The sequence below is a fragment of the Mesorhizobium sp. WSM4849 genome, from assembly GCF_055811385.1.
On sequence record NZ_JBVVPW010000040.1, the window covers coordinates 1 to 25,487 of the forward strand.

35 protein-coding genes and 1 pseudogene are annotated in these 25,487 nt (G+C 58.4%); 22 read left to right on the forward strand and 14 right to left on the reverse strand.

Features of this window, described 5'->3' with window-relative positions; translation table 11 throughout:
* Positions 1 to 109 (reverse strand): annotated as a pseudogene (locus AC0L3L_RS31135) (alpha/beta fold hydrolase); the annotation flags it as partial.
* A 204-nt stretch (positions 110 to 313) separates the two neighbouring features.
* Here AC0L3L_RS31135 and AC0L3L_RS31140 point away from each other — a divergent pair.
* Together AC0L3L_RS31140 and AC0L3L_RS31145 are read left to right on the forward strand one after the other, a co-directional pair.
* On the forward strand, positions 314 to 736 hold the full coding sequence (locus AC0L3L_RS31140) for a YeeE/YedE family protein (RefSeq protein ID WP_473529269.1): 423 nt from the start codon (positions 314 to 316) through the stop codon (positions 734 to 736).
* Between the two features lie 11 nt (positions 737 to 747).
* Positions 748 to 1,245, forward strand: coding sequence for a DUF6691 family protein (locus tag AC0L3L_RS31145; protein ID WP_473640964.1), 498 nt, complete (start codon positions 748 to 750; stop codon positions 1,243 to 1,245).
* 160 nt (positions 1,246 to 1,405) lie between these two features.
* Here AC0L3L_RS31145 and AC0L3L_RS31150 read toward each other — a convergent pair whose 3' ends face one another.
* Positions 1,406 to 1,756, reverse strand: a complete 351-nt coding sequence (locus tag AC0L3L_RS31150) for a hypothetical protein (RefSeq protein ID WP_473640966.1) — start codon at positions 1,754 to 1,756, stop codon at positions 1,406 to 1,408.
* A 265-nt stretch (positions 1,757 to 2,021) separates the two neighbouring features.
* On the opposite strand from AC0L3L_RS31150, the gene AC0L3L_RS31155 reads away from it, so the two are divergent.
* The gene (locus AC0L3L_RS31155; RefSeq protein ID WP_473640969.1) at positions 2,022 to 2,327 is read left to right on the forward strand and encodes a hypothetical protein; all 306 of its coding nucleotides are present in this window, start codon (positions 2,022 to 2,024) and stop codon (positions 2,325 to 2,327) included.
* A 49-nt stretch (positions 2,328 to 2,376) separates the two neighbouring features.
* On the opposite strand, the gene AC0L3L_RS31160 is transcribed toward AC0L3L_RS31155, so the two are convergent.
* On the reverse strand, positions 2,377 to 2,547 hold the full coding sequence (locus AC0L3L_RS31160; protein WP_473529272.1) for a hypothetical protein: 171 nt from the start codon (positions 2,545 to 2,547) through the stop codon (positions 2,377 to 2,379).
* A gap of 367 nt (positions 2,548 to 2,914) precedes the next feature.
* On the opposite strand from AC0L3L_RS31160, the gene AC0L3L_RS31165 reads away from it, so the two are divergent.
* On the forward strand, positions 2,915 to 3,418 hold the full coding sequence (locus tag AC0L3L_RS31165; protein ID WP_473641052.1) for a recombinase family protein: 504 nt from the start codon (positions 2,915 to 2,917) through the stop codon (positions 3,416 to 3,418).
* Between the two features lie 287 nt (positions 3,419 to 3,705).
* Here AC0L3L_RS31165 and AC0L3L_RS31170 read toward each other — a convergent pair whose 3' ends face one another.
* On the reverse strand, positions 3,706 to 4,509 hold the full coding sequence (locus AC0L3L_RS31170; RefSeq protein WP_473640971.1) for a glycoside hydrolase family protein: 804 nt from the start codon (positions 4,507 to 4,509) through the stop codon (positions 3,706 to 3,708).
* A gap of 417 nt (positions 4,510 to 4,926) precedes the next feature.
* On the opposite strand from AC0L3L_RS31170, the gene AC0L3L_RS31175 reads away from it, so the two are divergent.
* Together AC0L3L_RS31175 and glf are read left to right on the forward strand one after the other, a co-directional pair.
* A complete protein-coding gene (locus AC0L3L_RS31175) occupies positions 4,927 to 6,099 on the forward strand; it encodes a glycosyltransferase (protein ID WP_473640973.1) in 1,173 nt (390 codons plus the stop codon).
* A 2-nt stretch (positions 6,100 to 6,101) separates the two neighbouring features.
* Complete coding sequence (gene glf, locus AC0L3L_RS31180) at positions 6,102 to 7,271, forward strand: UDP-galactopyranose mutase (protein ID WP_473640974.1); 1,170 nt, start codon at positions 6,102 to 6,104, stop codon at positions 7,269 to 7,271.
* 24 nt (positions 7,272 to 7,295) lie between these two features.
* On the opposite strand, the gene AC0L3L_RS31185 is transcribed toward glf, so the two are convergent.
* Both AC0L3L_RS31185 and AC0L3L_RS31190 read right to left on the reverse strand, forming a co-directional pair.
* Positions 7,296 to 8,444, reverse strand: coding sequence for a glycoside hydrolase family 1 protein (locus AC0L3L_RS31185; protein WP_473640976.1), 1,149 nt, complete (start codon positions 8,442 to 8,444; stop codon positions 7,296 to 7,298).
* A gap of 949 nt (positions 8,445 to 9,393) precedes the next feature.
* Positions 9,394 to 9,885: an inorganic diphosphatase gene (locus AC0L3L_RS31190; RefSeq protein WP_473547112.1), complete on the reverse strand. Its 492-nt coding sequence runs from the start codon at positions 9,883 to 9,885 to the stop codon at positions 9,394 to 9,396.
* A gap of 311 nt (positions 9,886 to 10,196) precedes the next feature.
* Here AC0L3L_RS31190 and AC0L3L_RS31195 point away from each other — a divergent pair, with 311 nt between their 5' ends.
* A complete protein-coding gene (locus AC0L3L_RS31195) occupies positions 10,197 to 10,571 on the forward strand; it encodes a hypothetical protein (protein ID WP_473640977.1) in 375 nt (124 codons plus the stop codon).
* Positions 10,572 to 10,651: 80 nt separating this feature from the next.
* Positions 10,652 to 11,599: a glycoside hydrolase 5 family protein gene (locus tag AC0L3L_RS31200; RefSeq protein WP_473640979.1), complete on the forward strand. Its 948-nt coding sequence runs from the start codon at positions 10,652 to 10,654 to the stop codon at positions 11,597 to 11,599.
* Between the two features lie 207 nt (positions 11,600 to 11,806).
* Here the strand turns inward: AC0L3L_RS31200 and AC0L3L_RS31205 are convergent, their stop codons facing one another.
* Positions 11,807 to 12,856, reverse strand: a complete 1,050-nt coding sequence (locus AC0L3L_RS31205; protein WP_473640980.1) for a YihY/virulence factor BrkB family protein — start codon at positions 12,854 to 12,856, stop codon at positions 11,807 to 11,809.
* 693 nt (positions 12,857 to 13,549) lie between these two features.
* Here AC0L3L_RS31205 and AC0L3L_RS31210 point away from each other — a divergent pair.
* The 6 genes from AC0L3L_RS31210 (at position 13,550) to AC0L3L_RS31235 (ending at position 17,319) form a co-directional block, all read left to right on the forward strand.
* On the forward strand, positions 13,550 to 13,807 hold the full coding sequence (locus AC0L3L_RS31210) for a DUF3606 domain-containing protein (protein WP_473547106.1): 258 nt from the start codon (positions 13,550 to 13,552) through the stop codon (positions 13,805 to 13,807).
* A gap of 221 nt (positions 13,808 to 14,028) precedes the next feature.
* Positions 14,029 to 14,424 (forward strand): Crp/Fnr family transcriptional regulator, encoded by a 396-nt coding sequence (locus tag AC0L3L_RS31215; RefSeq protein WP_473641054.1) that lies wholly within the window; start codon positions 14,029 to 14,031, stop codon positions 14,422 to 14,424.
* Between the two features lie 80 nt (positions 14,425 to 14,504).
* Positions 14,505 to 14,726 carry a Crp/Fnr family transcriptional regulator gene (locus tag AC0L3L_RS31220; protein WP_473640982.1) on the forward strand — a complete coding sequence of 74 codons (222 nt, stop codon included), beginning with the start codon at positions 14,505 to 14,507 and terminating at the stop codon, positions 14,724 to 14,726.
* Between the two features lie 657 nt (positions 14,727 to 15,383).
* The gene (locus AC0L3L_RS31225; protein ID WP_473640984.1) at positions 15,384 to 16,052 is read left to right on the forward strand and encodes a hypothetical protein; all 669 of its coding nucleotides are present in this window, start codon (positions 15,384 to 15,386) and stop codon (positions 16,050 to 16,052) included.
* The gene (locus AC0L3L_RS31230; protein WP_095486764.1) at positions 16,049 to 16,444 is read left to right on the forward strand and encodes a phage holin family protein; all 396 of its coding nucleotides are present in this window, start codon (positions 16,049 to 16,051) and stop codon (positions 16,442 to 16,444) included. Before AC0L3L_RS31225 ends, AC0L3L_RS31230 begins: the two co-directional genes overlap by 4 nt.
* Positions 16,441 to 17,319, forward strand: coding sequence for a hypothetical protein (locus AC0L3L_RS31235; protein WP_473640986.1), 879 nt, complete (start codon positions 16,441 to 16,443; stop codon positions 17,317 to 17,319). Before AC0L3L_RS31230 ends, AC0L3L_RS31235 begins: the two co-directional genes overlap by 4 nt.
* A gap of 41 nt (positions 17,320 to 17,360) precedes the next feature.
* Here AC0L3L_RS31235 and AC0L3L_RS31240 read toward each other — a convergent pair whose 3' ends face one another.
* Positions 17,361 to 17,579, reverse strand: coding sequence for a KTSC domain-containing protein (locus AC0L3L_RS31240; RefSeq protein ID WP_095486909.1), 219 nt, complete (start codon positions 17,577 to 17,579; stop codon positions 17,361 to 17,363).
* Between the two features lie 278 nt (positions 17,580 to 17,857).
* On the opposite strand from AC0L3L_RS31240, the gene AC0L3L_RS31245 reads away from it, so the two are divergent.
* The 3 genes from AC0L3L_RS31245 to AC0L3L_RS31255 all read left to right on the forward strand — a co-directional run bounded on the left by AC0L3L_RS31245 (position 17,858) and on the right by AC0L3L_RS31255 (position 18,817).
* The gene (locus tag AC0L3L_RS31245) at positions 17,858 to 18,166 is read left to right on the forward strand and encodes a YidB family protein (RefSeq protein ID WP_473640988.1); all 309 of its coding nucleotides are present in this window, start codon (positions 17,858 to 17,860) and stop codon (positions 18,164 to 18,166) included.
* The gene (locus AC0L3L_RS31250) at positions 18,144 to 18,281 is read left to right on the forward strand and encodes a YidB family protein (protein WP_473640990.1); all 138 of its coding nucleotides are present in this window, start codon (positions 18,144 to 18,146) and stop codon (positions 18,279 to 18,281) included. The genes AC0L3L_RS31245 and AC0L3L_RS31250 overlap by 23 nt, the downstream gene beginning before the upstream one ends.
* Before the next feature lie 320 nt (positions 18,282 to 18,601).
* Complete coding sequence (locus AC0L3L_RS31255; RefSeq protein WP_473640991.1) at positions 18,602 to 18,817, forward strand: helix-turn-helix domain-containing protein; 216 nt, start codon at positions 18,602 to 18,604, stop codon at positions 18,815 to 18,817.
* A gap of 232 nt (positions 18,818 to 19,049) precedes the next feature.
* Here AC0L3L_RS31255 and AC0L3L_RS31260 read toward each other — a convergent pair whose 3' ends face one another.
* Positions 19,050 to 19,301 carry a hypothetical protein gene (locus AC0L3L_RS31260; protein WP_473529289.1) on the reverse strand — a complete coding sequence of 84 codons (252 nt, stop codon included), beginning with the start codon at positions 19,299 to 19,301 and terminating at the stop codon, positions 19,050 to 19,052.
* 363 nt (positions 19,302 to 19,664) lie between these two features.
* Here AC0L3L_RS31260 and AC0L3L_RS31265 point away from each other — a divergent pair, with 363 nt between their 5' ends.
* Positions 19,665 to 20,159, forward strand: a complete 495-nt coding sequence (locus tag AC0L3L_RS31265) for a hypothetical protein (RefSeq protein WP_473640993.1) — start codon at positions 19,665 to 19,667, stop codon at positions 20,157 to 20,159.
* Positions 20,160 to 20,278: 119 nt separating this feature from the next.
* On the opposite strand, the gene AC0L3L_RS31270 is transcribed toward AC0L3L_RS31265, so the two are convergent.
* On the reverse strand, positions 20,279 to 20,512 hold the full coding sequence (locus AC0L3L_RS31270; RefSeq protein ID WP_473640995.1) for a hypothetical protein: 234 nt from the start codon (positions 20,510 to 20,512) through the stop codon (positions 20,279 to 20,281).
* Positions 20,513 to 20,739: 227 nt separating this feature from the next.
* On the opposite strand from AC0L3L_RS31270, the gene AC0L3L_RS31275 reads away from it, so the two are divergent.
* Positions 20,740 to 20,919: a hypothetical protein gene (locus AC0L3L_RS31275; RefSeq protein ID WP_473529292.1), complete on the forward strand. Its 180-nt coding sequence runs from the start codon at positions 20,740 to 20,742 to the stop codon at positions 20,917 to 20,919.
* Positions 20,920 to 21,066: 147 nt separating this feature from the next.
* Here the strand turns inward: AC0L3L_RS31275 and AC0L3L_RS31280 are convergent, their stop codons facing one another.
* Positions 21,067 to 21,249 carry a hypothetical protein gene (locus tag AC0L3L_RS31280; RefSeq protein ID WP_095493482.1) on the reverse strand — a complete coding sequence of 61 codons (183 nt, stop codon included), beginning with the start codon at positions 21,247 to 21,249 and terminating at the stop codon, positions 21,067 to 21,069.
* Entirely contained in the window at positions 21,246 to 21,437 is a 192-nt protein-coding gene (locus AC0L3L_RS31285) for a hypothetical protein (RefSeq protein ID WP_095493483.1), read from the reverse strand. Before AC0L3L_RS31285 ends, AC0L3L_RS31280 begins: the two co-directional genes overlap by 4 nt.
* A 339-nt stretch (positions 21,438 to 21,776) precedes the next feature.
* On the opposite strand from AC0L3L_RS31285, the gene AC0L3L_RS31290 reads away from it, so the two are divergent.
* Positions 21,777 to 22,703, forward strand: coding sequence for a manganese catalase family protein (locus AC0L3L_RS31290; protein ID WP_095493484.1), 927 nt, complete (start codon positions 21,777 to 21,779; stop codon positions 22,701 to 22,703).
* 619 nt (positions 22,704 to 23,322) lie between these two features.
* Positions 23,323 to 23,607 (forward strand): DUF982 domain-containing protein, encoded by a 285-nt coding sequence (locus AC0L3L_RS31295; protein ID WP_473640998.1) that lies wholly within the window; start codon positions 23,323 to 23,325, stop codon positions 23,605 to 23,607.
* A gap of 43 nt (positions 23,608 to 23,650) precedes the next feature.
* Here AC0L3L_RS31295 and AC0L3L_RS31300 read toward each other — a convergent pair whose 3' ends face one another.
* Positions 23,651 to 23,911, reverse strand: coding sequence for a DUF6894 family protein (locus AC0L3L_RS31300; protein ID WP_473640999.1), 261 nt, complete (start codon positions 23,909 to 23,911; stop codon positions 23,651 to 23,653).
* Between the two features lie 181 nt (positions 23,912 to 24,092).
* Here AC0L3L_RS31300 and AC0L3L_RS31305 point away from each other — a divergent pair, with 181 nt between their 5' ends.
* The gene (locus tag AC0L3L_RS31305; RefSeq protein WP_473641001.1) at positions 24,093 to 24,812 is read left to right on the forward strand and encodes a Crp/Fnr family transcriptional regulator; all 720 of its coding nucleotides are present in this window, start codon (positions 24,093 to 24,095) and stop codon (positions 24,810 to 24,812) included.
* 62 nt (positions 24,813 to 24,874) lie between these two features.
* Here the strand turns inward: AC0L3L_RS31305 and AC0L3L_RS31310 are convergent, their stop codons facing one another.
* On the reverse strand, positions 24,875 to 25,051 hold the full coding sequence (locus AC0L3L_RS31310; protein WP_473641003.1) for a hypothetical protein: 177 nt from the start codon (positions 25,049 to 25,051) through the stop codon (positions 24,875 to 24,877).
* Positions 25,052 to 25,487 lie beyond the last annotated feature (436 nt).

Genomic DNA, 25,487 nt, shown 5'->3' on the forward strand with positions numbered 1-25,487 from the left:
GTGAGGAGAGCAGCGCCGCATGCGCGTCGGCCTGAGCGGCGGGCGAAGCAACGGAGGGGATTGGTGTCCCCAGATAGTCGAAACGCGACGGGGCGATGACCCGAAAGCCGATGGACTGCGCCCTTGCACTGCCCGCCACGGTTGAGCGACAACATGAGACCGGGTTTGCTGTCTGATCCTCGAAACCACCTCGCAAGGAATCGAAGTCCGTCTTCTACCGACTCGCGGATGACCGCGTGAAAGAGTTCGTCACCATGATGCACCGCATGTTCTGCGAGACGCCATCGGCCGGATAGGTGATTAGGAGGCTCTTATGACTGAGTTCACACCAATCGCTTCTCTGTCGGGCGGCGCAATGATCGGTCTTTCGGCCGTTCTCCTGATGCTATGGGAAGGCCGAATAGCCGGAATCAGCGGCATCGCCGGCGGACTACTGCCGCCCTATCGCGACAACGCTTTCCCGTCGCGGTTCGGCTTCGTCATTGGCCTGATGGCCGCGCCGTTGCTTCTGATGTACTTCACGGGCGCCGAGATCACGCAGACCGTGTCATCGAACGTGCCGCTGATGATCGCGGCAGGCCTCCTGGTGGGTTTCGGCTCCATCTATGGCAATGGCTGCACGTCGGGCCACGGTGTCTGCGGATTGTCACGCCTTTCGGGGCGTTCGATGGTCGCGACCGCGACTTTCATGGCGGCGGCTTTCGTCACCGTCTTCCTCGTCCGTCACGTGATTTGAGGCTCGGCATCATGTCCTTTCTCGTAAACCTCGTCCTCGGGCTGCTCTTCGGCATCGGCCTGGTCGTCTCCGGAATGTCGGATCCCGCAAAGGTCCTGAATTTCCTCGATCTCTTTGGAAGTTGGGACCCCTCGCTAGCCTTAGTCATGGGCAGCGCTGTGCTTATCACCTTCCTCGGTTACCGCCTGGTCTTGAAGCGAGACGCACCAATCGTCGGCGGCACGTTCCACCTACCGCCCCCGCAAGGCCATCGACGCACGCGTGCTGACCGGTCCGGCGATCTTCGGTGTCGGCTGGGGCTCGGCGGCTTTTGCCCGGGTCCGGCCCTCACCGCGCTCGGGCTGGGAGCTTGCTTTCCTGCCCGCAATGATCGTCGGTATGTGGATCGCCCATCTACTTGCAAGGGCAAGCCCCAGACCCCGCACGATTTGAGCTCAGGTACCGAGGGCATCCATGACACGCGTCGCCCGATCCCTCCCGATTGTCGCCCGATCCCTCCCAATTCTTGATTGGGGGCGGCAAAAGCTCCATCCGCTCCCACCGCCCTCACCTCGCATCGTGCTTCTCGCGCTCTGCCTCGATCTTGCTTTGCGCAAGCAACAACAGGCCATCAAGCGAACGAGCCAGTCTACCGTTAGGCGGCGGGCTCGGGCCTTCATTTGAGCGTGATTAGATCCAGCGGTCCCGGCGCTGGTCGCCGGCCACAAGAACAAGGCCCAACAGCAAGCCTGCAGCCGCGCCCAGCATAAAGGCGGACGATACCGTTCCAGGATTTTCTTGAACGACATCGGAAGCAGTAGACGCCCTTTTGCGAAGTGCTTGCGTTGTCCGAGACACGCTATCGGCCGCGCCCTCATACCAACCAGTGGCTTCCTCGGCCACCTCTTCAGCGCGCTCCGCGAGCGTCCGATTGATCTTGTTGATCTCGCGTTTCAGCTGCGCAACTTGCTTCTCCAAGGCTTCCTGAGCTTCGCGCTGTGTCTCCGTCGGTGTTGCGGCTTCATTTGGGTCGTCGGCCATTGTGATCTCCCTTTGGGTGGGGGCTCAACGGCCGCCGGCGCGGATGGTTCCTCAGCGACAAAAAGCCCGCCACCATGAAGGCAGCGGGCTAGCAGCGGCAGAGTTTTGCCGCCCTTCAGTGGCGCTCTGCCGGTCCTTCCAGAAACTCCATGAAGTTCTCAACCACCTTGTCGATCGGCATTGACCGCGCGTTGCATCCGCGAAGAATGGCGGCGGCGATCTTGACCATGTCGGATCGGCTTAAACCGGCCACTGAGTTCCCAGGGTGGAGGGGCTGGCCGGCTTCGGGCTTAGCACGGCCGACATCGCCTGCGTGCTCGCCACAGACGAGCAGGACCTCAAGGCGACCTACGCCTATGAGCTCGAGAGCGGCGCCATCAAGGCCAACGCACGGGTCGCCGAAAGCCTCTACCGCAAGGCGACCGGTGAAGGTCGGGAGGCCGTCACTGCAGCAACCTTCTGGCTGAAGACCAGGGCGCGCTGGAAGGAGACCTCCATCCATGAGCTAGAGGGAAAACTGGACACATCAGTGACCTTCGTGACCACCTATGAAGATATGAAGCTCCTGTAGGTGGCATGATCGTCTGTCGGACGGCTGGTCCGCTCATTCCGCACTCAGATCATTTTTCGTCGGCGACGGTATTCTCAATGGCAGCGATATTGAGTTCGAGCATGGCCACTCGTTGAATCGTGCTGGCGCTCGGTATTGTGTTCTGCTCGGCGGCGGCAAGAAGCAGTTCCCGTTGCTCGTCCTTGAGACGTTGTGAGAGCGCTGTCAGTTTTTCGTGCATGTTGAACCCCATTAGTCAGAGTGGCCTATAGGACACCGGCTAAGCACGCTCAAGACTGCGCGTCAGCGCACCTGAACGGAGCGCAGGCTATTTCCCCTGTGGGCCAGACATGAGTTGCTAGTCCTAGCCTTATGAGCAAACTGCAAACGGTGGTTTGCAGTTTGAACACCCCGGAAACAGCAGCATGACGAGCGCGGTCGCCTACTATCGAGTCTCCACGCAGCGGCAAGGACGCTCGGGCTTGGGCGTCGAGGCCCAGCGTGCCGCGGTCGCCCGCTTTGCCGAGGCCGAGGGATGATCATCCTCCAAGGAGTTCACCGAGATCGAAACCGGAAAGGGCGCGGATGCTCTTGATCGACGCCCGCAACTGACCACTGCCCTCGCCCTTGCCCGGCAGCTCAAATGCCCAGTCGTTGTGGCGAAGCTTGACCGACTGTCGCGCGATGTCGCCTTCATTGTTGGACTGATGGTCCAGCGCGTTCCTTTCATCGTCGCCGAACTCGGCGCTGACGCCGATCCGTTCATGTTGCACCTCTATGCCGCTTTGGCAGAGAAGGAGCGGCGATTAATCTCGGAGCGCACCAAAGCCGCTCTCGCCTCTCGCAAGTCTACTGGAATGAAGCTCGGCAATCCGACCAACACAGCGGAAGCTGCAGCGAGAGGTCTGCGATATCGGTGCGAGAGGCTGACCGATTCGCCCAAACCGTGCTGCCGATCATCGACTCCATCCGGCGCTCTGGCGTCACAAGCCTGCGTGGCCTGGCGATGTCCTGAACAGTCGAGGCGTTCGGACAGCAAGGAACGGACTTTGGAGGTGTCGAACGTGGGCACCGTTCTCGCCCGCCGATTTGCTGCGAAACGTCTTTTATAGGTGGGAACTATCGCTGCGCAGCGGGCAAGGCGCGAGCGCCACCTGTGCCAAGATCGGCGTTGGCGAAGACGAGATCCACGCTTTTATTGAAGTGGAACGCGCGGGTCCGGCTTCGATGCATTCGAGTCGGCGACAAGCTCGACCCGAAAGCCGACCCGCTCGCCGATTAGCGCAACGCGTTCTGGCATCGCATCGGCATATGCCTTCGGCCCAAGAGATCAGCGGCGCTGCATGAATGGCTGCTTACGTCGGCAGTGAAAAGGAACGCCGTGCACTCCTCTCCTGGGTCACTCGATGGACTCGGCGGACTTCATCCACTTTGATGACGCTACGCTTTGAACGCCAGGGCGCCGGGCCCGCTTTGGCGGCGCATTCCAAGGATGCCAAAGCAAGTGGGAAGGCTGGGCAGAACGCATCGGCAGCCACCAAGAAGAGGTGAGACGCACGCGACCATCGGGCAATTCGACCAGTTGGGCGCCCTCGATGCCCCATTCGTAGTCCGGATGCTCGCGCGCGTTGTGATGGGGAACGTCGAGATGGTCCAATATCTTGCCGAGACGTTTCCACGGCCCGAACCAGGAATCGGATTGGCTGCGCGCCAGATAGACGTCAGGCTGCGCCACCCTGGTGAATTTAGGCATGCCTGAATAGACGATGTAGCGCTTGCCGCCGATGATCGCCGGATGGGGATCGTAGATCCCGTCCTCATCGGTGTCCGGCAGGGACAATATCGCCGGATTCAGCACCACCCAATGAAAGCCATCGTTGGACACCGCATGCTCGCAACGTCCGCCGGACTTCATGAATTCGGTCTGGATGAACATGTGGAAAACGCCGCATTCATGGATGATGCCGGGCGCCGCTATGCCCGATCCGGTTACCGCCAAGTCGAGCGCCTCATGCTCAGTCCACGGCCCATAAAGGTCCGGAGCCGTGGCATGTAGTATTTTCCAGCTCTCGGTCGTGACAGTGCCGCTGGAACCGAAGACGTGCCAAAGCGTGCCGTCGAACACCGGACAAGGATCCTTCAGATCATCCACGGACCGCGGGTGAAACAACGGAAAGACGTTGGTTTCAAAGTTGAACTTCATTCCTTGCGGCTCTCTCACGGTGGCTGCCTGCATCGACCCATGCGTCGGGCCATCTGTGGCGACCAAAACGAATCATGCGCAGCCCATTAACTCTTATACCTGCGCTCATGAATGGTTGTTGAACGATTGAGCGGATTTCAGCCGTTCTGTGGCAATGCGCCACATTTGGCGAGATCTGAAGCTGCAAGGGCCTCCGCCTTGGCCGAGGCGACATGTCCATCGGGTGTTGGTAGCAGCGCCGCTTCTCTTCGAACAATCGCGCAAGTGGCCGGCTCGGCGGCTCCAGCCAATTAAAATCCGTGGAACAACTTACTCAAATGAAAGTTTAGACGTACGGATGAGGCTTCAGCAGGAGCCTGCTTCGATTAACATATGTTAATCTTGAGAATTACACACTATAGCTAAAGGGATTCTTACATGAAAATAGCGGGCGGCAAAAAAGATAAATCAAATATCCCCCTGAAATCGTTCATTTTACTTTGCTTTTCTCACCTCAGGTGGGATTTCGTACACCAACGCCCGCAGCATATTTTGACGCACGCCTCAAAGCAGCAGCAGCTAATTTACTTTGAGGAGCCGGTCTACGAGGAAATACACCGTCCTTCGATGCGGGTGAACAATCGGTCTGCAATGATCACAATCGTAACCCCGGTTCTTCCGGTCGGCATTTCCGCGACAAAGGCAGACGCCATCCAGCGCAGGTTCGTCAACCAGATCGTCAACTCAACTCCGCATGACCGGCTGACCATCTGGTACTACACGCCCATGGCGCTGCGTTTCAGTGACCATATAGCGTGCGATGTATGCGTCTACGACTGCATGGATGAACTCTCCGCCTTCAAGAACGCACCGGCAGAGTTGCAGCAGATGGAAAAAGCGCTGTTCCAGCGCGCTGATGTCGTGTTCACGGGCGGGCAGAGTCTGTACGAGGCCAAACGAAGCCTCCACAAGTCGATTTTTCCCTTCCCCAGCAGCATAGACGTTGCGCATTTCCACAAGGCAAGAGAGCCCGGCGATGACCCTGTAGACCAGGCAGACATACCTCACCCGAGAGTAGGCTTCTTCGGGGTGATCGACGAACGGCTCGACGTTGAAATGATCGCACAGGCGGCTGCGGCAATGCCCGAAGTGCATTTCGTCATGCTCGGCCCGGTGGTCAAGATCGACCCGCTAAGCCTGCCGCGCGCAAGTAACTTACATTGGCTGGGTGCCAAGTCCTACGCCAACCTGCCTCGCTATCTCAGGCACTGGAGCGCCGGCTGGATGCCCTTCGCGCTCAATGAGGCGACACGCTATATCAGCCCGACCAAAACTCCTGAGTTCCTGGCCGCCGGACTGCCGGTGGTCTCCACGGCGATTGTGGACGTCGTGCGCACCTATGGTGCCGAAGGCCTGGTCGACATTGTTGACGCCGAAGACATCGAAACCAAGCTTCGGTCCCTTCTGTCACGTCCCCGGAATTTCCTGTTGAAGGAGGTCGATGCCTACCTCGCTAACATGTCCTGGGAACGAACGTGGGACGCAATGGCTGCCCATATTCAGCGCGCCTATGCAATGAAAAGCATTGTGCCATTGCGCCGGGGAGCCTGACCATGTTCGATTGGTTGATTGTCGGCGCCGGCTTCGCTGGCAGCGTGCTCGCTGAACGCATCGCATCGCAACGGCAGGAAAGCGTCCTGCTCATCGACCGGCGAAACCACGTCGGCGGCAACGCTTATGACTGCTATGACGAAGCGGGGATTCTGGTCCACCGCTATGGGCCGCATATATTCCACACCAACGCCCGATCGATCATCGACTACCTCTCGCAATTCACCGAATGGCGGCTTTACGAACATCGCGTACTGTCGTCGGTCGACGGAAAACTGCTGCCGATACCGATCAACCTCGACACGATCAATCGCCTGTACTGTTTTGAATTGACGCCCGAGCAGTTGGAGGAGTTCTTCGCATCCCGGCGAGAAACGGTCGAGGAAGTCCGGACCGCCGAAGACGTGGTTGTGAGCACCGTTGGCAGGGAACTCTACGAAAAATTCTTCCGCGGCTATACAAGGAAGCAGTGGGGCGTCGATCCGGCCCAACTAAGCAAGTCCGTGACTGCGCGGGTCCCTACCCGGACCAACCGCGATGATCGTTACTTTGGCGACACTTTCCAGAATATGCCGGCTGGCGGGTATACACGCATGTTCCAGCGCATGCTGGACAACCCAAGGATCAAGATCATGCTGCAGACCGATTATCGCGAAATTCGCGACAAGATCCCCTTTCAGCGGATGATCTACACCGGGCCGATTGATGAATATTTCGACTGGAGCCTTGGTCGTCTGCCTTATCGGTCACTGCGGTTCGAACACGTGACGCTTGATTGCGAGCAGTTTCAGCCGGTCGCCGTTGTCAACTATCCGCAGACGGAAAACTATACCCGCATTACCGAGTACAAGCATCTGACCGGTCAGCAGAGCCCGAAGACCAGCCTGACTTACGAATATCCAACCGATATCGGCGATCCCTATTACCCGGTGCCGCGGGCGGAAAACGAGGCGCTGTACAAACGCTATCAAGCACTGGCAGCGGCCTGCCCCGACGTGTGGTTCGTCGGGCGCCTAGCCACGTACCGCTACTACAATATGGATCAGGTCGTCGGTCAAGCTTTGGCGACGTTCGCGCGCATTCAACAGAGCCTGCCGGCAAACGGCACCGTGCAGATGCTTACGCAGCGGACGATGCTCGGCCAACATTCGGAGCAGTTCCCCACCTACTGACGTGGCCCGCTCCTTCTTCGACCGCTACGAAACACCTGCCGCGAACAATCTGCGCTGGCGATCCAATTCATCGGCAACCGGCTGGCGAAGACTGCGCGAACCGTCGGCATGAATCGTAGAGAACAAGCCGACTTCCGCGTGGCGCGAATTGTCCCAGCCGGGATACGCGGTCACCGGGTACAGACATATACCCTGAACCGGGGCACCACGGCTCATTGCGTCACGGACCTCATCGCAAACATAATGGAGCCATGCCGGCCGGCCTGATCCTTCAGCGCCTGTCTCGGCGATGAACATGGGCTTTCTGTAGCGCTCTGCAACTTCGACCAACATTTCAGAAAGCGCCCGATATTCGTGGTGGCCCATCGGTATCGTTGGCCCCTGAAAGTACCATTGGTTGTGCGGATAAAAGTTAAGTCCGATGACGTCGACACAGTCCTCGCTGCCGCCCAATTCGGGCTCGGCACGGCCCGTCAGCATGTCATAGGCTTCAAACTGGCCCTGACGAACATTTTCCGCGCGCCGCTGCTCGGCACGACTACGGTCACGGGGCGCAACATGGATTAGCGGTTCAGCCCATATGAACCGGCAATCAGGTTCGGCATCGCGCATCGCCTTGACGCCCGCAACCGCTGCCCTCACAAGCTGTCGCTTGAACCATCCCCGCTTCTTCGGTCCCACGCGTGGGAAATAGCCGACCTCTATCGCCCATGCGAAAAATGAGATCTCATTGATCGGGCACACTAGGGGAGCTACTCCCGTGACGGAGCGGTGGACCCGGACAGCTTCAGCGGCGAAGCGGACATAGGCTTCTGTAAAGTCTGGGGCGCCTTGGTCTACGTGATCTGGTGAGCCATAGTGGAAGATATCCCAGACGACCTGCACCCCCGCCGCGTGGGCTGCTTCGATCATTGAGATCCAACCCGACCAGTCGAAGACTCCTGGCGCAGTTTCAATCAGGTGCCAGCGCAAGCCGTCGCGGATCGTGCGAAGCCCAAGGGCAGCACAGCTGCGATAGTCGCCGAGAGCGTGTTTGTCGTGTGCGGTTGCGCGAATCAAATCGAGGCGCACTCGGTCGCCGCGCCGATGCGAGGAACATTCGAAGCCAGCCATGAAGAAGCTGGCAAACTCGGACGGATATTCGCCTGGCGGACGCGCTGGCTCGTTGCTCATACGTGCGACCCGTCGGCCAAGGCTCGCGCCAGCGCTGCCGCTAGGCGATCGGCCATTGCTAGGCGATCGACCATTGCCAGTTTCGACCCCACCACAATTTCATTCGCGCCGCCATCACGTCGCCTCTGAGTGGTGCGGGTGCAAGCGTCGAATGTTGACCAAGCGAGCGCGAGCGGAGCCGAGTCCAGGTGTTGTCGGTGAGCAGAGGTCGACCTCAGGATGACGGACTGGCGCTCTCAAGCCGAGCCTCGTTGATCGTTGTCGCGCCGCATTGTCCCTCCTAATGGAATCCGAGGAAGGAGAAGATCGCAAGCACGACAACGATACATCCGATGAGATGGCGCAATCTGCCCCACATTACGTACCGAACTTGCCTGAGACCGTGAGGTTCCCCTTGGGCTGAAATATTTCTGGTTGGGCGGGCGACCCGCTAACTTACCATTTCTGCTCTTTATCCACGAAGCGACGCACGGCTATGTATATTGCAGGCGGCGCCCCGCACTGAATCAGCCCAAAAGAGCCCATCAGAAGGAACTGCTTTCGAGGCGCCGCAAGTGCGGTCACGCCCCCGTTTCAATTGGTTGGTCGGCCGGTTCTTCTCGCTCGGCAATTTCCATCAAATATTCCTGTGTTGCGCCCCGCACTGGGCCCAGTTCGGTGCGTTTCGTGCATGGGTCGCATCAAGGTCTCGGACATGTTATCACTGCCTCCTCGCGTTCGGGGGGGACGTGGATGAGCATCGTCCAAAGGGTCAGTCCAGTTCTAGATCAGGCGATTGCCGCAATCCTCAATAGGGCGGACCAGGGAACACCGTCTGGATCAAAGCGGCAGTGAACCAAATTCGGCAGGCTGCGCCAGCAAGGGTTGCGCACCTTCGGCTTCTCCCACACTTGGCGTCCAGGCAGCCTTGTGTTCTCGAGCTACATTCTTATCGATATTGTGGGAACGCTCAGAGACCGGCGGCTCGCTGTTTCCGCTCGAAAGTTCTCATAGCCCGCTGGATGTTCCGGAGCGCTTGGCTGGAATCGTGCCACCCTTCGAATTCGATTTGTTTGTCGGTGCCGGACACCGACGCGAGGAAAAACTGCTCGATCTCGGATCGCAGACGATCCGGAACATTCTCGCCAAGGAGAGACTCGCTATGGGCGTCTTGCTTGTGCGGGCAAAATACAAAGCGATCGTTCCTCACGGTCTGGCCGTTCTCCGTTTGCATGACACAAAGGGCCGCCAGCAGATCGCACTTGATGACAACACCGGGAGCGCTAGTGGCCTCATGGATGACCAGGCCGTCGAGGGCGTCGCCATCGTCGCCCAGTGTAGAAGGCAGAAAGCCCCAGTCGTACGGGTAGGCCAGGCCCGCTGGAAGCGGCCGCGTATATTCGAAAAGCTTCTTCTTGGGCTTGTAAGTCAACTTTGCTTCGGCGCCACGCGGTGTTTCCACGACCACCCTGATCCGACCCTTCGATGTAGTCGTAGGCAGTGTCAGATAATTCGCCACGTTTGGTCCTCGCCAGTCCATGCCAATGGCTCTAGGCTTCTCTAAGCAGCGGATGGCCGATTTGTTCCCAACGTGCCTACGCTCGACGCCTTCGAGGCCGTCGCTTAGGAGAAGGAGATGTTCCTTCGCTCCGACTAGGGCAGGGGCATCCTTGCACCGCAAATAGATGAGAGTCCATCGGCCTGCCAAGCCCGGCGAAACATTTTGCCACCGCGGCAGTTATACTGCTCCGCGGACGAAAATTCGAGCATGCCTTGAACGATATTAGATTGGCGATACCGCTGGTCGGGGAAGTGGAAGACGCTGCGCCGAGATCGGCTGCCGGCCTGCCTTGGATCAAGGTGGCCGGTTCCTATTTCGTCACCGAGGACGGCGAGGCATGGACGCCGATCGGGCAGAATGATGCGGTAAGCTGGCCCGAACTCATTGGCCTGTTCCGGCGCGCCGATATGGCCGGCGTGGAAGCTCATCTCCGTTGGTTGAAGGAAAGCGGCATCACCTGCCTCAGGCTGATGCTGGAATATGCCCAGGTTCGCCATCGCTATTTCGAGAAGCCGCAGGGCCGCTTCGTGCCGGCGATGGTGCAACTGTGGGACGACCTCTTCCGTCTTTGCGAAAAACAGGGTTAAGAATCCTGATCACCCCCTTCGATACGTTCTGGCAGTGGCGCCAATGGCGCCACCACCCCCACAACCGCAACAACGGAGGCGTGCTGGACCACCCGTCGCGATTCCTGGTCTGCGCCGAGACGCGCCGCGCGATCAAGGCAAGGCTGGAATTCGTGGTTCGCAGATGGAGCGGCAACGGAGCCCTCTTCGCATGGGACCTCTGGAACGAGATCCATTCCGAGCAGGCTCAGGGCAGCGCAGACGGCTTCGGCGCCTTCATCCATGATCTCAGCGATTTTGTGCGCCGGCTGGAAACGTCACTTTACGGCCGCTCTCACCCGCAAACCGTCTCGCTGTTCGGACCTGAGCTTCGCTGGCGGCCCCACATGCCGCTGCCAGGGCCGATCTTCCGCCACCCAGACCTCGACTTCGCCTCCCTCCATCTCTACGAGGAGGGCACGATCGATGACCCCAGTGACACGGTGGCGCCGGCGCTCGGCATGGCGCGGATCGTCGGAGAGGCGCTCGGCGAAATCCGTGACGGCCGCCCTTTTCTCGATTCCGAGCACGGCCCGATCCACTCGTTCAAAGACAAGAAGATCACGCTTCCGGAACCTTTCGACAATGAATATTTCCGCCATTTGCAATGGGCTCACCTGGCGGCGGGGGGCGCCGGTGGCGGCATGCGGTGGCCAAACCGCACCCCGCACGTGCTCACCCCCGGCATGCGGCGGGCGCAGCGTTCGCTGGCCGATTTCCTGCCTTTGATCGACTGGGTTTCGTTCCGGCGTGCCCATCTCGGCGACCAGATGCGGGTTTCGGTCCCGACGGCGCGGCTGTCGCCTGCGGCGACGATTCCCAGGCAGTGGTCTGGCTGGTTCGCCGCGACACGATCGGGCGAAACGGTATGCTTCGTGCCGGCGCTGTGCCGGTTCCGGCCGCCTTGGAGCTGCCCGGGTTGGCTCGCGGCACCTATCGCGTCATCGCCTGGGATACCAACGCCGGCAGGCAAACAGCGGAATGGCAAGCGAATTCGGACGGCTGGCTGAAGCTTGATGTGCCGCCGTTCTCCGCCGATGTCGCGCTTGCCATCCGCGGGGTCTGAGCAGGATGGGGACTGCGCCTGACGGTATTCATACGCTCGCGATCTGGCTTGCCATAGCCCATGATGAGCCGTCCTTGCAAACTTGTCGCCAATGCTGATGTCAGTGATTGCGCCAAGCGAAGTTGCGCGGAGATTCCAAGTGATCTGCGCGCTACGTGTTGTGCTCGCCCGAACGCGACTGCTGGTCGGCGGCATCGGCCGATCCGCCCAGCGTGTCGGCGACCGTGGCACCTCGCGCACCCATCGGCTGCTGCGCACCTGTGGTGGTGTCCTTGGCGGTCTGATGCTCCATCTCGGCATTCAGCTCCGCACCCACAATCAGGACAATCACGGAGATCCAGGTCCACATCATCAAGCCGATGACTGCCCCCAGGGCTCCATACGTCGCGTTGTAGTCGGCGAAGTTTTCAAGATAATAGGAGAATCCTATCGAGACTGCGATCCAGACCACAGCCGCGAGGAAGGCGCCCCATGTCGCCCATTGCCACTTTGCCCTTTCGCGGCTGGGGCCGTAGCGATAGATCAGCATAATCCCGAGGCCGACCATGATCAGCATCATCGGCCACCGAAAGATCCGCACAAGGGCTTCGGTCCAGCCGCCGAGGTTCAGCAGCGCAAGCATGGCCGGCACGATCCCCACCGAGACGATAAACCCAATACCGATGAGGATGGCGCCAAGTGTGAAGCCCAAGGCCAGGAGATTCAGATGGATAAAGCCGCGCTTTTCCCTCTCCTCGTAGGCGATGTTCAAGGCTTCGAATAGCGTCTTGATGCCGTTGCTGGCGCTCCACAGTGCGACCGCAAGGCCGAAGATGAAGCCGAAGCTGAGCGCGCCAGTCTTCTGAGCGGCCAAGGACGCAAGCTGAGATCTGATAATATCCAGACCGCCCGAAGGCAGTACGCCGCCAAGGAACGCAATGTGCTCAGCGATGGTCTGAGGATCGGCGACGAAACCGTAGATGGACACGAACGCGGCAAGCGCTGGAAAGAGGGCAAGGAGCAGATAGAATGCGGCCCCGGCCGCAATCAGCATAACACGGTCCTCGGTTACCTCAGCAAAGAGCCGCCACAGCACGTCCTTCCAGCCGCGGCTGGGAATCTCTGACGGCCATTCGGCATCGCGCCCGCGGCCCTCCCGTCCGGCCCGCCGCTCAAGTTGCACTTGAACTTCGTAAGCGTCGTCGGTTGTTTTCTTCGACATGGCTGCCGGCCCGGAGCATCTTCTTCGCGGGGCAAACGTATAATAGCGCCAAAGGATGCAGGTGCAGACCTGCGCTCACAAATAAACATCCGCCGACTGCAGAAACACTGCGCCATTCCCATGCGACGAGTTGATTTAATAGCAACACTGCCCTGCCCACGACCCTCAATGGCTGGTTCGAGCGACCAATGAGAATACGCCAGCTTTCCACCATGTCGGCCATTCGCGGCAGTCGGCTGACTGCGTTTTAACTTAGCGCGGCCGGCCAGCGCGGATTATGGCATGGGCGATCGCGAGCTGCGCCTCTCTCGGCGCGTCTAGCCGGCCTCTAGCATGCAATCGACCATCGCTTGAAAGCCAGGCTCCATCGCCTCCTGACAGTTGAAGCTGGGCGAAATTGCGGACCCTGCACATGGCTAATTACCCGAACTCACCCCCAGGCAATTACTCGTGCAGACGCAACTCGAAACTTGCGGCTCATAACGATCTGCGAGCGGTAGCTGTCGAACTTGGCCTCGTGAATCCAATCGTCACCTTGGGGCGGCTTGGCTACCAGGTAGGCATCGGCGGAATGAACTCGAGCCGGTCGGCGCGGCACTCACAGCTTTGCCCACCTGATCGAGTCTAGGTCGGCGGCATATGTGTCAGCTAGCCAGAACATAACGTGATTCTAATAAGAGGCAGCAACAAAAGATGCTGATCCGCGTTGCGCTTGATCTGAAGGCCAGCAGGGAGGGCACCAAAATGGCCGACGACAAGAGCAATAGAGGTTCTGGCGACGGAAACCGCGTCGCGAGTGACGGAGAATATGAGTTCCGCTATTTCGCTAACAAGTTCGGCCTCTCAATACCGCAGATCCGCGAGCTTTTTGGGAAGCACGGTAGTGATCGCGAGACCCTGTATCGGGAGGCTCGGAAGCTCGGAACGCAAAGTGCCGTTCTCGAACAATAACCAAACTTTCACAACGGGCCCATTACCGGCAAGCGACATAATGAAGAGGTCGAGCATGAGAGCGACCATTTCTATCCGGGTTCGACAGGCGGCAAAGTTGTAGATGCTCGGGACCTGCGGCAGGTCATCTGGCACGATCAGCCGAGGCACGAGCCGCTGGAACTCGATTCCTGATCTAGTCAAAAGGGACCGCGATGATCGGCAAAGACCTCTTGGTTCGTATGCTCGACCGCCGCGACACCCTGCAGCCAGGCGAAATCGCGCTTATTGAGGCTATTCCGGTCCGGCCGGTAACTTTCGGACCAGATGAGGAGATCGTCAGGGAGGGTTCCCGCCCCGCCGAAAGCTGTCTTGTCGCGAATGGTTTCGCAGTTCGAAACCAGGCTATTCGGGAAGGAAAGCGTCAAATAACGGCAATTCACGTGCCGGGAGACTTTGTTGATCTGCATAGTTTACTGCTAAAAGTGATGGATCACAGCGTGAGCGCCCTGGGTTCGTGCGATGTAGTTTTCATTCGACACAAAGACCTGCTCACAGCAATGGATGGCAGTCCACATCTCACCCGGATGCTCTGGCTTCGACGACTATCGATGCCTCAATCCAACGAACTTGGATAACCTGCCTCGGGCGTCGCTCCGCCAAACAGCATCTCGCACATATAATTTGCGAGTTGTATGTCCGGTTAGAAATAGTTGGATTGGCCTCTGACCAGACGTTCGCGATTCCACTGACCCAGGCGGAATTGGGCGACGTGCTTGGTCTATCAGTAGTTCACGTGAACCGGACGCTGCAGGAACTTCGAGCGAAGGACCTGGTTAGCTGGAAAGACAGGAGGATTGTTATCCTGGATTTCCAGCGATTGGCGTTACTGGCCGACTTTGATGCGACCTACCTAAATCTCTTTCATGAACCGCGGTGACCGCCTCGGCCAGGACGCGCCAGCGCGCCAATGCGGCATCAAGATTTCTCGTGAATTAAACAATGTGAATGAGCCCTCGCTCCGGATCGATTACTGCTGGGTTCAATAGGCACAGATGACGTCCAAGAAGGATTGCACATGCGTGAACTCGAAAATCTCATCGAACATTATGTAAATATTCGGAGGCGGCGCCATAGTTTCATATCGACGGGGCTCGCCGTTAAGGCGCTCAAACAGATTGTTCCGGCATGTTCGGTCTCCGATTCCGACCTAGCGAACATGATTGCTAATCGTGCAATAGACTACAACCTTCCGGTGAGCTTTGACCTTAATGAGAGCTAGGCATGGTGCCTCATTATACTAGCTGACCATGAGCCTTTTGAGGTCCGGTGCACAGAGGCGCGGACCAATCTCCGCACGGCCGCCTAGGTCCGCGTCTTGGCACACGGCGCGTGCGAACTTCCAAGAGACTTCATCAGGCTCGCCGGTTGTTTCACTATCGCTAATTTAGCTGGAAGTGATGGAACCTGTTTGCCCCCGGGAAGTTCGTTAGGCAATGGAGGAGATTGCCACCATGAACAGTGTCATCTATCTCATCGGCCTCGTCGTCGTCGTGCTTGCGATCCTCTCCTTCCTCGGATTCCATTAGGAGATACCATGCAGCGCGAAGACGATCAGGGCCGTAAGCCGGCCGATTTCGAAACAGCGAAAAGCGAACTGTCCGAGCGGTTCCAGCAGGAAACGCAGACCGCGACAGAGGCGCTACATGACGCTCGCGATGAACTCACCAGGAAGGCGGGCGATTACGCTGCGGAAGCGAAGCAGGAACTATTCAACAAAGCCGAGGGAACACAGCGCGATATTAGCTCCAACCTAAAGGCCTTTAGCGGAGCGTTGCGAGCGGCAAGCGAGCATCTGGCCAATAATGATCAACGGACCGCTTCAAAGTTCACCCTTGATGCCGCCGGCGCACTTGAACGCCTTTCATCTTCGTTGAAGGACAAACCATTCGAAGATGTTCTTGGCGAGATGCGGTCGTTCGGCCGCGAAAACTCAGGGGCGCTGATCGCCGGTTCAGTATTGGCAGGCTTGGCGCTGGGGCGGTTTATCAAGAGCTCGCCGCCATCTGCCCGGGCCGAGACACAGAGTCGATCGCAAACACACAGGGATTCAGAAACGGTTTCGAACTCGGATGAGTCCGCTACGCGATCGGCAGAGGCCTCCGACCCGACGCCGGCCCGCTCCAGCCAGCGCGACGATGACTTGGCCGGCGATGATCTGGCCGGCGACGACTGGGCAGGCGCAAGCCTGGAGCAGAACCCATGACCAACAATCAGGAAAGTCGCGGCCTCGCAACCCTCGTCAGCGATCTGGCACAGCAGGTCACAACCCTGCTTCAAACCGAAAGTAGGCTGTTGCGGGCCGAAATTTCGGAAAAAATTAGCAAGGCCGGCGCAGGCGCCGCCGAGGTTCTGGGCGGCGCGATATGCCTTCTCGCGGCCTTGATAGTGCTTTTGCAAGCACTCGTAATCGCCCTGGCGAGTGCCGGCTTGGGAGCGGGATGGTCCTCGCTGCTGGTCGGGATCGTCGTCGCGATACTGGGAATCATTCTCTTGCGCTCTGGCACCAAAAGCATGGCTCCTTCCGAGCTGACGCCCGATCGCACACAAGACCAACTCAAGCGCGACGCGCGCGTGATCAAGGATCAAATCAGATGAGCGACAAATCCGCAGCCGAGCTTGAACGCGATGCCGACATCGCCCGGGCGAAAGTAGCAGACACCGCCGATTCGATCCGCAGCAAGATGACACCGGGTCAATTGATCGACGAATTTACTGGAATGTTCGCCGGCGAAGGATCCGCCATGCTTGGGAACCTCAAGTCGCAAGTCAGGGACAACCCGTTGCCGCTGACGTTGATTGGAGCCGGCCTGGCCTGGCTGATGCTCGGCAACGGCACGTCAGCGTCTAGTTCAGCTGCCGCCGCTTATCGGACAGGAACGGGTCCTGACGCTTTCTCCGACCTGCGCGGCGATGATTTCAGCCAGGGCAACGAAGGGCCCGGAATCGGGGCGATGATATCCGATACCGCCGGTTCGGTTACATCAGCTGCAAGCGGCGCGGCCGAAGCTGCAACAAATGCTGTGACGGGTGCCAAGGAGAGGATGACAACAACCGCCGGCCAGCTCGGCTCAAGCGCCAGCGAGATAGCGGCTCGGACGCGCCAATCGGCACAGGACCTCTTCGAGCGCGAACCGCTGGCTATCGCCGCAGTCGGCCTTGCGCTGGGCACTGCTATCGGGGTGATGCTGCCCCACACAGCCACAGAGGACGAGCAACTTGGCGCCTACCGCGACAAAATTCGCGACAGTGCGGAGGAGGTTCTCGAAACGGGCCTGGAGCAAGCAAAGCAAGTTGCCGCCGAGGCCTACGAAACGGTTAAGGAAGAGGCCGACCGGCAAGGCTCGGGTGGAGATGCCGACACGCTAGCAGACAAGGTCGGCAAAGTTGTGGAATCGACCGCAAAGCGAACCGAGGAAGCCATTCGCGATCGTTTGCCGGGGTCGTCGGACGAGTCTTCTACCACCTCATAGCGTCGCCACCAGCCTGAATGACGGGCGTGGTCCATAGGACGTCATCCGGCATCATCGCCGGTCGCAACCACACGATACCGGAAGTGATTGCGGATGTGGTCGTTGAAGTAGCGGCCCTTGGCAAAGGCGGCTTTGAACGCGGCGAAGGTATCCGGCGGCACTTCCTCAAATTGGTAGCATTTACCGCTGGCCACGAACCACACCGAAAGGACTTTGCGCTCCGGATCGTATTCCGTTTTGCGTATCGAGGTGGACGGCATGACGGCGGCTCGATCAAAGGCATTCAACGATCGGAGAACCCGTCGAGTTCCTCGTTGGGAGGATTTGGCGCAAGCTCAAGCGCGCGAATCGATCGAGACGATTGGCATCACGGATCGTCCATCAGTCTGCGCGGGGCGCCCGTGCTGAAGTCCCGCCAGAAGCCGACCGCGAAGCCGCAATCGCTCGGCTCACCGAACGGTAAACCAGCCCAGTAGCAATACAGTGGAACCTTTCAAAGCCGCATGCCTTGTCCCTTCTTCATGGAAGGAGATGCGAAATGAGCCTTGACATAGGAAAAGTCGCCATAACCTTGCTTGGCCTTCTTGCCTACAAGAATAGGGACAAGATCGGCGAGTTAATCGCCGGTAGGAACTCGACAGATCCCAAAAGCGCCGGCTCTCCCGACGGCCTCGGCGATATCCTGGACCGTCTCAGGAATGCGGGTGCGGGCGATCAAGTTGATTCTTGGGTCGGTACAGGATCAAATCGCCCCGTTCAGCGCGATCAGGTTGAGAAAGCCATCGACCCCGCAAACGTTGAGCGATCTCGCGGAGCAAACCGGATTGTCCCGCGACGAACTTCTTGACCGGCTCACAAGAGAACTGCCCGACGCGGTGGACAAGCTTACTCCCGACGGCCAGATGCCTGTGAGCAACAGTCCAACTCTCCTCGACGAGATACCAGGAGCTAGTCGCACCTAGCGCGAAAAACGCCCGCGCCTGCGGGAGAGGTCGTGGGCTGATCGGAGGGGACAATCCGATCTCGCAGCATTTCTATGACCACAGAAATATTGCTGCAGGACGCGAACGTCCTGCCCGGTGCCAGTGTCCCATACGGAAACAAATGAGCCCGCCGCACTTGCAGGTGCGATGGTCTCAAGCGTTCACCGCACGATGTGCTCGGAGGTCTGATTGAGTGTGGCAAGAGGCCTTAGCTGGCCACGGAATTGCTCGCGGAACGTCTCGATCGAGTAAAGTCAGCCCAGCACACATGTGCTAATTCTGACGACAAGGCCTCCAGCATGTTTCGGTCCGCGGCGCGCGGCCTATTTAACTGGACCGTCCGCGATCTTGCCGACAAGTCGGGCGTGCACAGGAACACCGTGACCAGAATCAAGACTGAAGCGACAACGCCAGGGCACTCCATCGCGGCCGTTCAAGCATCCCTCAAAGCGGCCGGCGTCGAGTTCATCCCGGAGAATGGCGGTGGCGCCGGCGTGAGGCTGAAGAAGGATTGACGCGCCGCCCGTGCCCGCGCGATGCCTTAGCGAGGTTTGGGGGAATCATGCACAGAAGTGTCATGGCTTGGTGCAGTCACGGCGGGCGCTGTCTCATGCGAGAAGGCGCGAGAGCGCCGGCACAAGCGGATCCTCGACACGATGCGCGACAACGACATCGCGATCATCGGGCGCTGAGATCAGGGCGATCCTGCAAAGCCTCCGGCTTTGCGGGTTTGTTAATCCCGCCCGATCAGGACGCTTCCTGCACTTCCTCGACTTGTGGCGTCACGGGTGCAGGATTAATGACGTAGGTGTTCGAGGTCAGGTCGCTTGTAGATCGGATGATGATACCGTCGTCTCTTAATCGGGCAAACGTTGCCCTTGCGATACGCATGGGCTTGCCTTTGGCATCTGCGGCTGTGACTTTGTTCGACCAGGGAATGTGAGTGATGGTGCCAACGCGCTTGAGAAAGCGCTTTTCCCTCTCGGTCAACTCGATCACGCCCGTTCCTCCATATCGTTGGCAGCGTTTGGTTGGCCGTAACGCCGATGATGCGACTCCGTTCCAAGGACCCACACGCCAAGCGCTCGCGCGGTGCACCAAATTGAGATCGTGTCTTGCTGCCGGTCATCGCCCGTCCTTTGCCTTGCCGTACGCATTCGGGATGGTGTCGGGCGTGTAGATCAGCCCGACTTTCTTGCCGCCGCACTTGGCGCATTTCAGCTTTGGAATGAGGTCATCCGCCATTGCCGGCGCGTCTGGACGCGGCGGCACCGCTTAGGGCTTTCGCGCCCTTGCGGGGCGAAGCTTGCGAGTCACTAGACGTTGCTCCACGATGACCATCATGCGAGGGGCACAGCAATCATGGCCACAAGGTTTCAGTCATCTGAGAGCCGCAGCTTTTGGGCAGGCATTATCCTTTGGTCAATTTTGGATTTTGCGATCGTCCTGGCTATAGCGTCGATCTGGAACGATCGGCCGGCCGCATTGGTGGTGGCCGCGGCAGCCACCATCGCAATTTGGTTGGCTCAAATGGTGCTGGCCCTCTACGGCTTCGCTCGCTACATGGCATACTTCTGGTTTTTTGAGAGGGAGAGCCGAACTAGGGCAACGGTTGATCAGCTTGTTCAACTGAAAATGCCGGCTCCCAATGAGCTTTACAACGACGTTGATGAATATCTGCTGTCGGCGGCAAACGATCCATCAACATCAAACGACGGCAGATTGTTTGCTGGAGCTACGCTCGGCAGTTTGGAAGCCACAAGGAAGTTCGGACCCAGGGGCGTCGCTATCTCAACCGCTATGGTCATCGAAGAAAGCCTCCGCCGATATAGTCGTTTGAAGCTGGTTCAAGAATGACCGGTTGCCGAGTGCTTTGCCGTCACTGCGAACGCTCGACAGCAAACGTTGGCGCGTCATCTCCCTCGCCGGCCTGAAGAAATTCAACGACAGCAGAAAGAAGTCGCTCGGGCACGATCCTATTCATGGCCCAGCTCAATCGTGCCGCTGTCGGTCTCCAGTTCGAGCAGTCCGATCAGCGGATCGGCCGACATCCATGTGTGGTGTCGGCGGAGAGCAGTTTGGTGAATCCGGTTTTGCTGGGCTTGCGTTTCATGGTGCCTCCATCGGCTGGAAGAAGCTTCCGGGGGCAGTGTTCGTTCACATGATGCTTTTCCGTTGCCTTTGAGCGCAAGTTTTTGGTCAGCCAGCACAGCGCCTCCTCTTAAGCTCGCTGGTGGTCAAGGCCCGGCGGCCGGCTGATGGTCACCCCAATAGGGCTGCCGGGCCGCTAGAACTTGCTCAACGCATGGCGCGGACTTCATGACCCGGGTTAGAACCAACAACCACACCAGCGGCATCCTCTTTGGCGAGGTGCTATATCATGCCGATCCCGAGCACCCGCCGCCATCCTATGTGTCGCAATATGGGGTGCACGAAGATGAAACGGCTAATCAAATACGACCCTAAGCGCCACATGCGCTACGATCCGGACCTGCTGCCCCGCACGGGGCACAGGTACAAGCCAGCCAAACCGGCCCACGATGCCGTATGGTGGCCCAATGTCATTTCGGTAATTGCTATTGCCGGTTTCTTCTTCCTCACGTTCATCTTGAGCTGACGATGCTACCTTTTGTGCAGGCAGATGGTCTCTCAGGCAGGCCGCTGCTCAGCCATTTGTGCAAGAAGTTCGTACCGCGGGTGCTCATTCCGTCACAAGCCGGCGGAGCGCATTAAGCGAACGGCAAGGCTAAGTGTTCAAATTTGGCTACGATGAGAGCTTCGGCGAGTAGCTTCGCTCTGGGTTGGCATTCGCCATTCCGGCAGCGAGCCGCTGCTCACGAAGACGCGCGGTTTTCGCTTCACGATGACGCCGCTCTGTCTCGAGCGCGAGCTTCGCCTCGCGGTCGGCCCGCTCAAACTTCTCCTTGTCGACGCGCCGTTGAGTCACCTGCGGATTATCCTCATGACTAGCTCGGGATCAATGTTGATCGACCTGGTCAAATCGCCAACCATTCTCTCGGCAACTTCGGCCCACACATGTTCAGGCAGCCCTTCAGCCACCATAGCCTTGAAGGCACCCTTGATGACCGAATAGTCATGAGCAGAAACGGCGGCGCATTCCTCGCGTTTGTCCATCGCGGAACTCCTTTTAAGGGCGGGAGTACGATGTTCACTCTCAAGCACCGGCGCCCGTTCGATTTGCCAGCGACTCATCCACCGTGGGCCCTAAATGCCCGTCGGTCATTTGCATTTGATGTAGTATCCGGGCGTCACACGTATTTGCGAAGAAGCTTGGCGCGGCCCCTTCTGTACGCTCCTAGCCGGCCTGGCCGATGCCGAATTTAGCGTCGAATCTTTGCAGAACTGCTAGTCAGAATTCGTCAATTTGTAATCGACCTTTCGCCGCGACGGCTGCGGAACAACTCTCATGTGGGGAAGTTGGGCTTCACTGAACTCTAATCAAAGGAGCTCCAAATGTTTTTGCGCGTGGACAAGTTACAGATTGAACTACCCGCTCCTACCCAGGTGGATCCCAACGCGGGTGCCGCCCTGCAAGAATTGCTCGGGGGCAAATACGGTGAAATGTCGACCCTGGGAAACTACCTGTTCCAAAGCTTCAATTTTCGTAGCAAGTCGAAGCTCAAGCCCTTTTACGGCCTGGTGGCAGCAATAACCGCAGAGGAGCTTGGTCACGTCGAGCTCGTCAGTAACGGCGTTGCCATGCTGAACAACGGCCCTGACCTCGAAGGCGCGGATGAGAAGGACGGCGGGGACATCTCAGGCGCACCTTATGAGGCAATGAAGGACATTCGCCTGGCTGGGGCATTCTTCTCCAATGCCGGCGGGGCCATGCCGATGAACAGTAACGGTTCGTCCTGGAACATGGATTTTGTCACGACGACGGGAAATGTCATCGTTGATCTGCTCCATAATTTCCACCTGGAATGCGGGGCCCGACTGCACAAGCTGCGGGTCTACGAGTCCCTAACTGATCCGACCGGCCGTGAGGTTTGCGGCTATCTCCTCGTGCGGGGTTCGGTTCACGCGCACGCCTATGCGCTGGCAATCAAGAACCTGACAGGCGTTGAAATCGAGAAGATGCTGCCGACTCCAAACATCTATCTCGGAAACATTCCGGAGTGCCAGAAATACCTTGATGAGGGTTCGCACCGACGGCTCTATACATTCAGTCCGGAGGACTACAAGGACATTGCCGGAATATGGGGACAGGGCGAAACGGCGCTTCCCGGTGACCCGCCCGGCGAGCTTGAAGTCATCGAAGGTATGCCTGATGGAGGTAAGATACACCAATTAAGCGGCGTGCCTTCTGCCTTCACTCCAGACTATGCACCCGAAGAAATGATGGAAATTGCAGCCAAGCTCTACAAAGCTTCGCGCTGATTTCTTGGCGCGGCCTAAAACGGCCGCGCGTTTCACCGGACACCGCCATTCGCGCCAAAGTAGAAGCGCACAACAACATGCAAAGCATGGATGCGACCCGCGCTACTCGCGAGGCTTAGGAGCATCAGGGGGAATCGTCATGTTTTGGCCATCGGACTGGTGCGTCTTCGGGCCAGCAGAGTCGCAAGCATCAGGACGACAATGACCGCAACCGCGGCGAGCAGCAGGAAGCCCAGGAAGGCAAGAATAAGCAGCAGAGCGGCGAAAATCGGGGCGGCAGCGGAAACTTCGCCAATGATCCTGAGCGTGCTTCGGAGGCGGGCCGGAAGGGCGGGAAGTCCTGATATTTCTACCTGATATTCTAAGAGACGAGATGAAAATACGGCCGTCGCTTGACGGGCCGTATTGCGTGCAAACGCTGTGGGCCGTGACCATTCGACCATTCGAGAGGCCGCCGGTAAGCAACAGCGCCAGCGTGAGAACGACGAGACCCGAATGCGGCCACTCCGTCTCGCATGCGCGGTCACATCTTCGAGTTCTGTTTGCAGGCTCACGCAGGGATGCAACCACTTCGCGACGGTCGCGTTATGCCGATCTCGCAAAACGGGGTTCGCGCACGATGGGTAAGTTTCTACCGCTCTTGATCCGCTTTGTAGATGGACGCTTGATGCAGGTGTCATCGATCACTGAGGCTGAGCTAGCATTGGCTGGGCAATGGCCGAACAAAGAGGCAGACGTCTACAGGGAGGCTGCTCGCCTTCTCGTCGCAGCAAGGGAAGGAACCTGTACGCCGGATATCGCCTTCATTGCGTTTGAGAAGGCGGCGCGGCAGCAACGTCTGCTTAAACCCCGGAAGCCGAGTTCCGGTCTCCGCATATTGGATTCTTTGAGCGAATCGAACTAGGCGCGAGTTTAGCTGCGCGTGCTCCCGACTACCGTTAGTATGTCTAACGACTCCAATCTGATGTCAGGGTGAGTGACGCCTCGAAAATTTGCCAATCACCGTCGGTTCGGATTTTGACTGTGATCGTCACAAGATTAACATCCGGCATCTCGTCGTGTGCGATGTCGTGCAATATCCGAAGCGCCTCTGTTCTCGCTCGTTCGGGCGTCTCTAACAATTGCCCCTCGGTGTCCGTCTCTGGACCATCCGAGTCGTAGACGTCAAAATAAAAGTGCTGCATCTTCGGAAAACCCGACGCTATCATCGTGTTCTAATTCGGGTTGATCGCCATTGTTCCGCAGCGATGGCATTTCAGTAGGATGGGGTGCATTGTAACAATTGTTAGTGTCCGCCATCTGCCGAAGGCCTAGAGGTCCGAAGCCGCGCAGTGCGCTTCCAAATAACCCTCGGCGATCGGCGTTCAGGCGCGATTGCTGGAGGCTAGGATGCTTGAGTCCCTATATCTCAACCTCGGCCAGCACGATGCCCTCTCCGATGCGGAAAAGGCTTTGTTGGCCGGCGCCATGTCGTTCGAGAAGGATTTTTCGACCGGACAGGACCTGGTTTCGGAGGGATCCAGGCCAACCAACAGCACGTTGATTCTTGAGGGCCTGGCCGCCCGCTATAAAGTGCTCGAGGACGGCGGGCGGCAGTTCACCTCATTGCAGGTGCCGGGCGATTTTGTCGACCTTCACGCATTCCTTCTGAAAACGATGGACCACGGCATAGTGGCGTTGTCGCCCTGTCGAGTGATTATCGCAGAGCATAGCCGGCTGCGGGTCATCACAGAGGAAGCTCCACATCTGACCCGGCTGTTGTGGCTTGATACTCTTGTAGACGGCGCGATCCACCGCGAGTGGATCGTGGCCATGGGGCGGCGGTCGAAGACAGCGCATCTTGCTCACCTTGTCTGCGAGCTTTTCGTGCGCCTACAGGTCGTGGAGCGCACCAGCGGCATGAGTTTCCACCTGCCACTGTCACAGGCCGAGCTGGCCGACGTGCTTGGCCTGTCTGTTGTTCATATGAACCGGGTGATCGGCGCGTTGCGTAAAGTTGGGGTGATAAGCTGGGCGAACTACACTGTGACCATTTTGAACTGGCACCGACTGCAGGAAATCGCCGAATTCGATCCAACCTATCTCAGCATGGTGCGGGAGCCGCGGTGAATACTTCGCTCGGGTGTTTGTCAGATTTCCAGAAGGTAACGGCGCTATCCCTGTGCGTGCCCTCAATCTGCTCGTCCGCCACGTCGACGTTGCAAGGCATGGATAATCACTTCGTAAACGCTTCCGATCTCTTCGTCGATGTCGCCACTGGCGATGCCTTGTGCACCGGCGGCCTTCATGGCGCTATCAGCCAGGTCGGTTACTACCAACACTGGATCACCGATCGCGCCCTCAGGCATATGCTAGAAATCCAGCGATATAGAAAATCAGCGCCGCGCGTGCTCATGACGCTCTAATATTGCTGCGCCGATTCGGTTCCGGCACTAACATTTGATATAGGCTGGGTTCGTATATCCGCGTACACGGCCCGTATGGGCAAGATCAAAAGCAATCCCGACCCCGCCTCCGAGAACCACTCGTATGAGGTTGAATCCTTCGCGCAAAGGCATGGTCTCTCACTGAAAGCTGCGAAGGTCATTCTTTATTCTAACGGGCCTTCGCGGACTATGTGTGACGCGGCGGCGAAGGCGTTCGTTGCGGCCGTTGCCGTGACGCGCAATGAACAAGAAACACCTCGCGTCCCCGTGAATGCTCAGAATGCTCGAGGTCCGGAGACAGTTCGCAGGTAGAGGCTGAGTTCCCTCGGTTCGAGCGTTCTCTTTTTTGCTTTGCGAC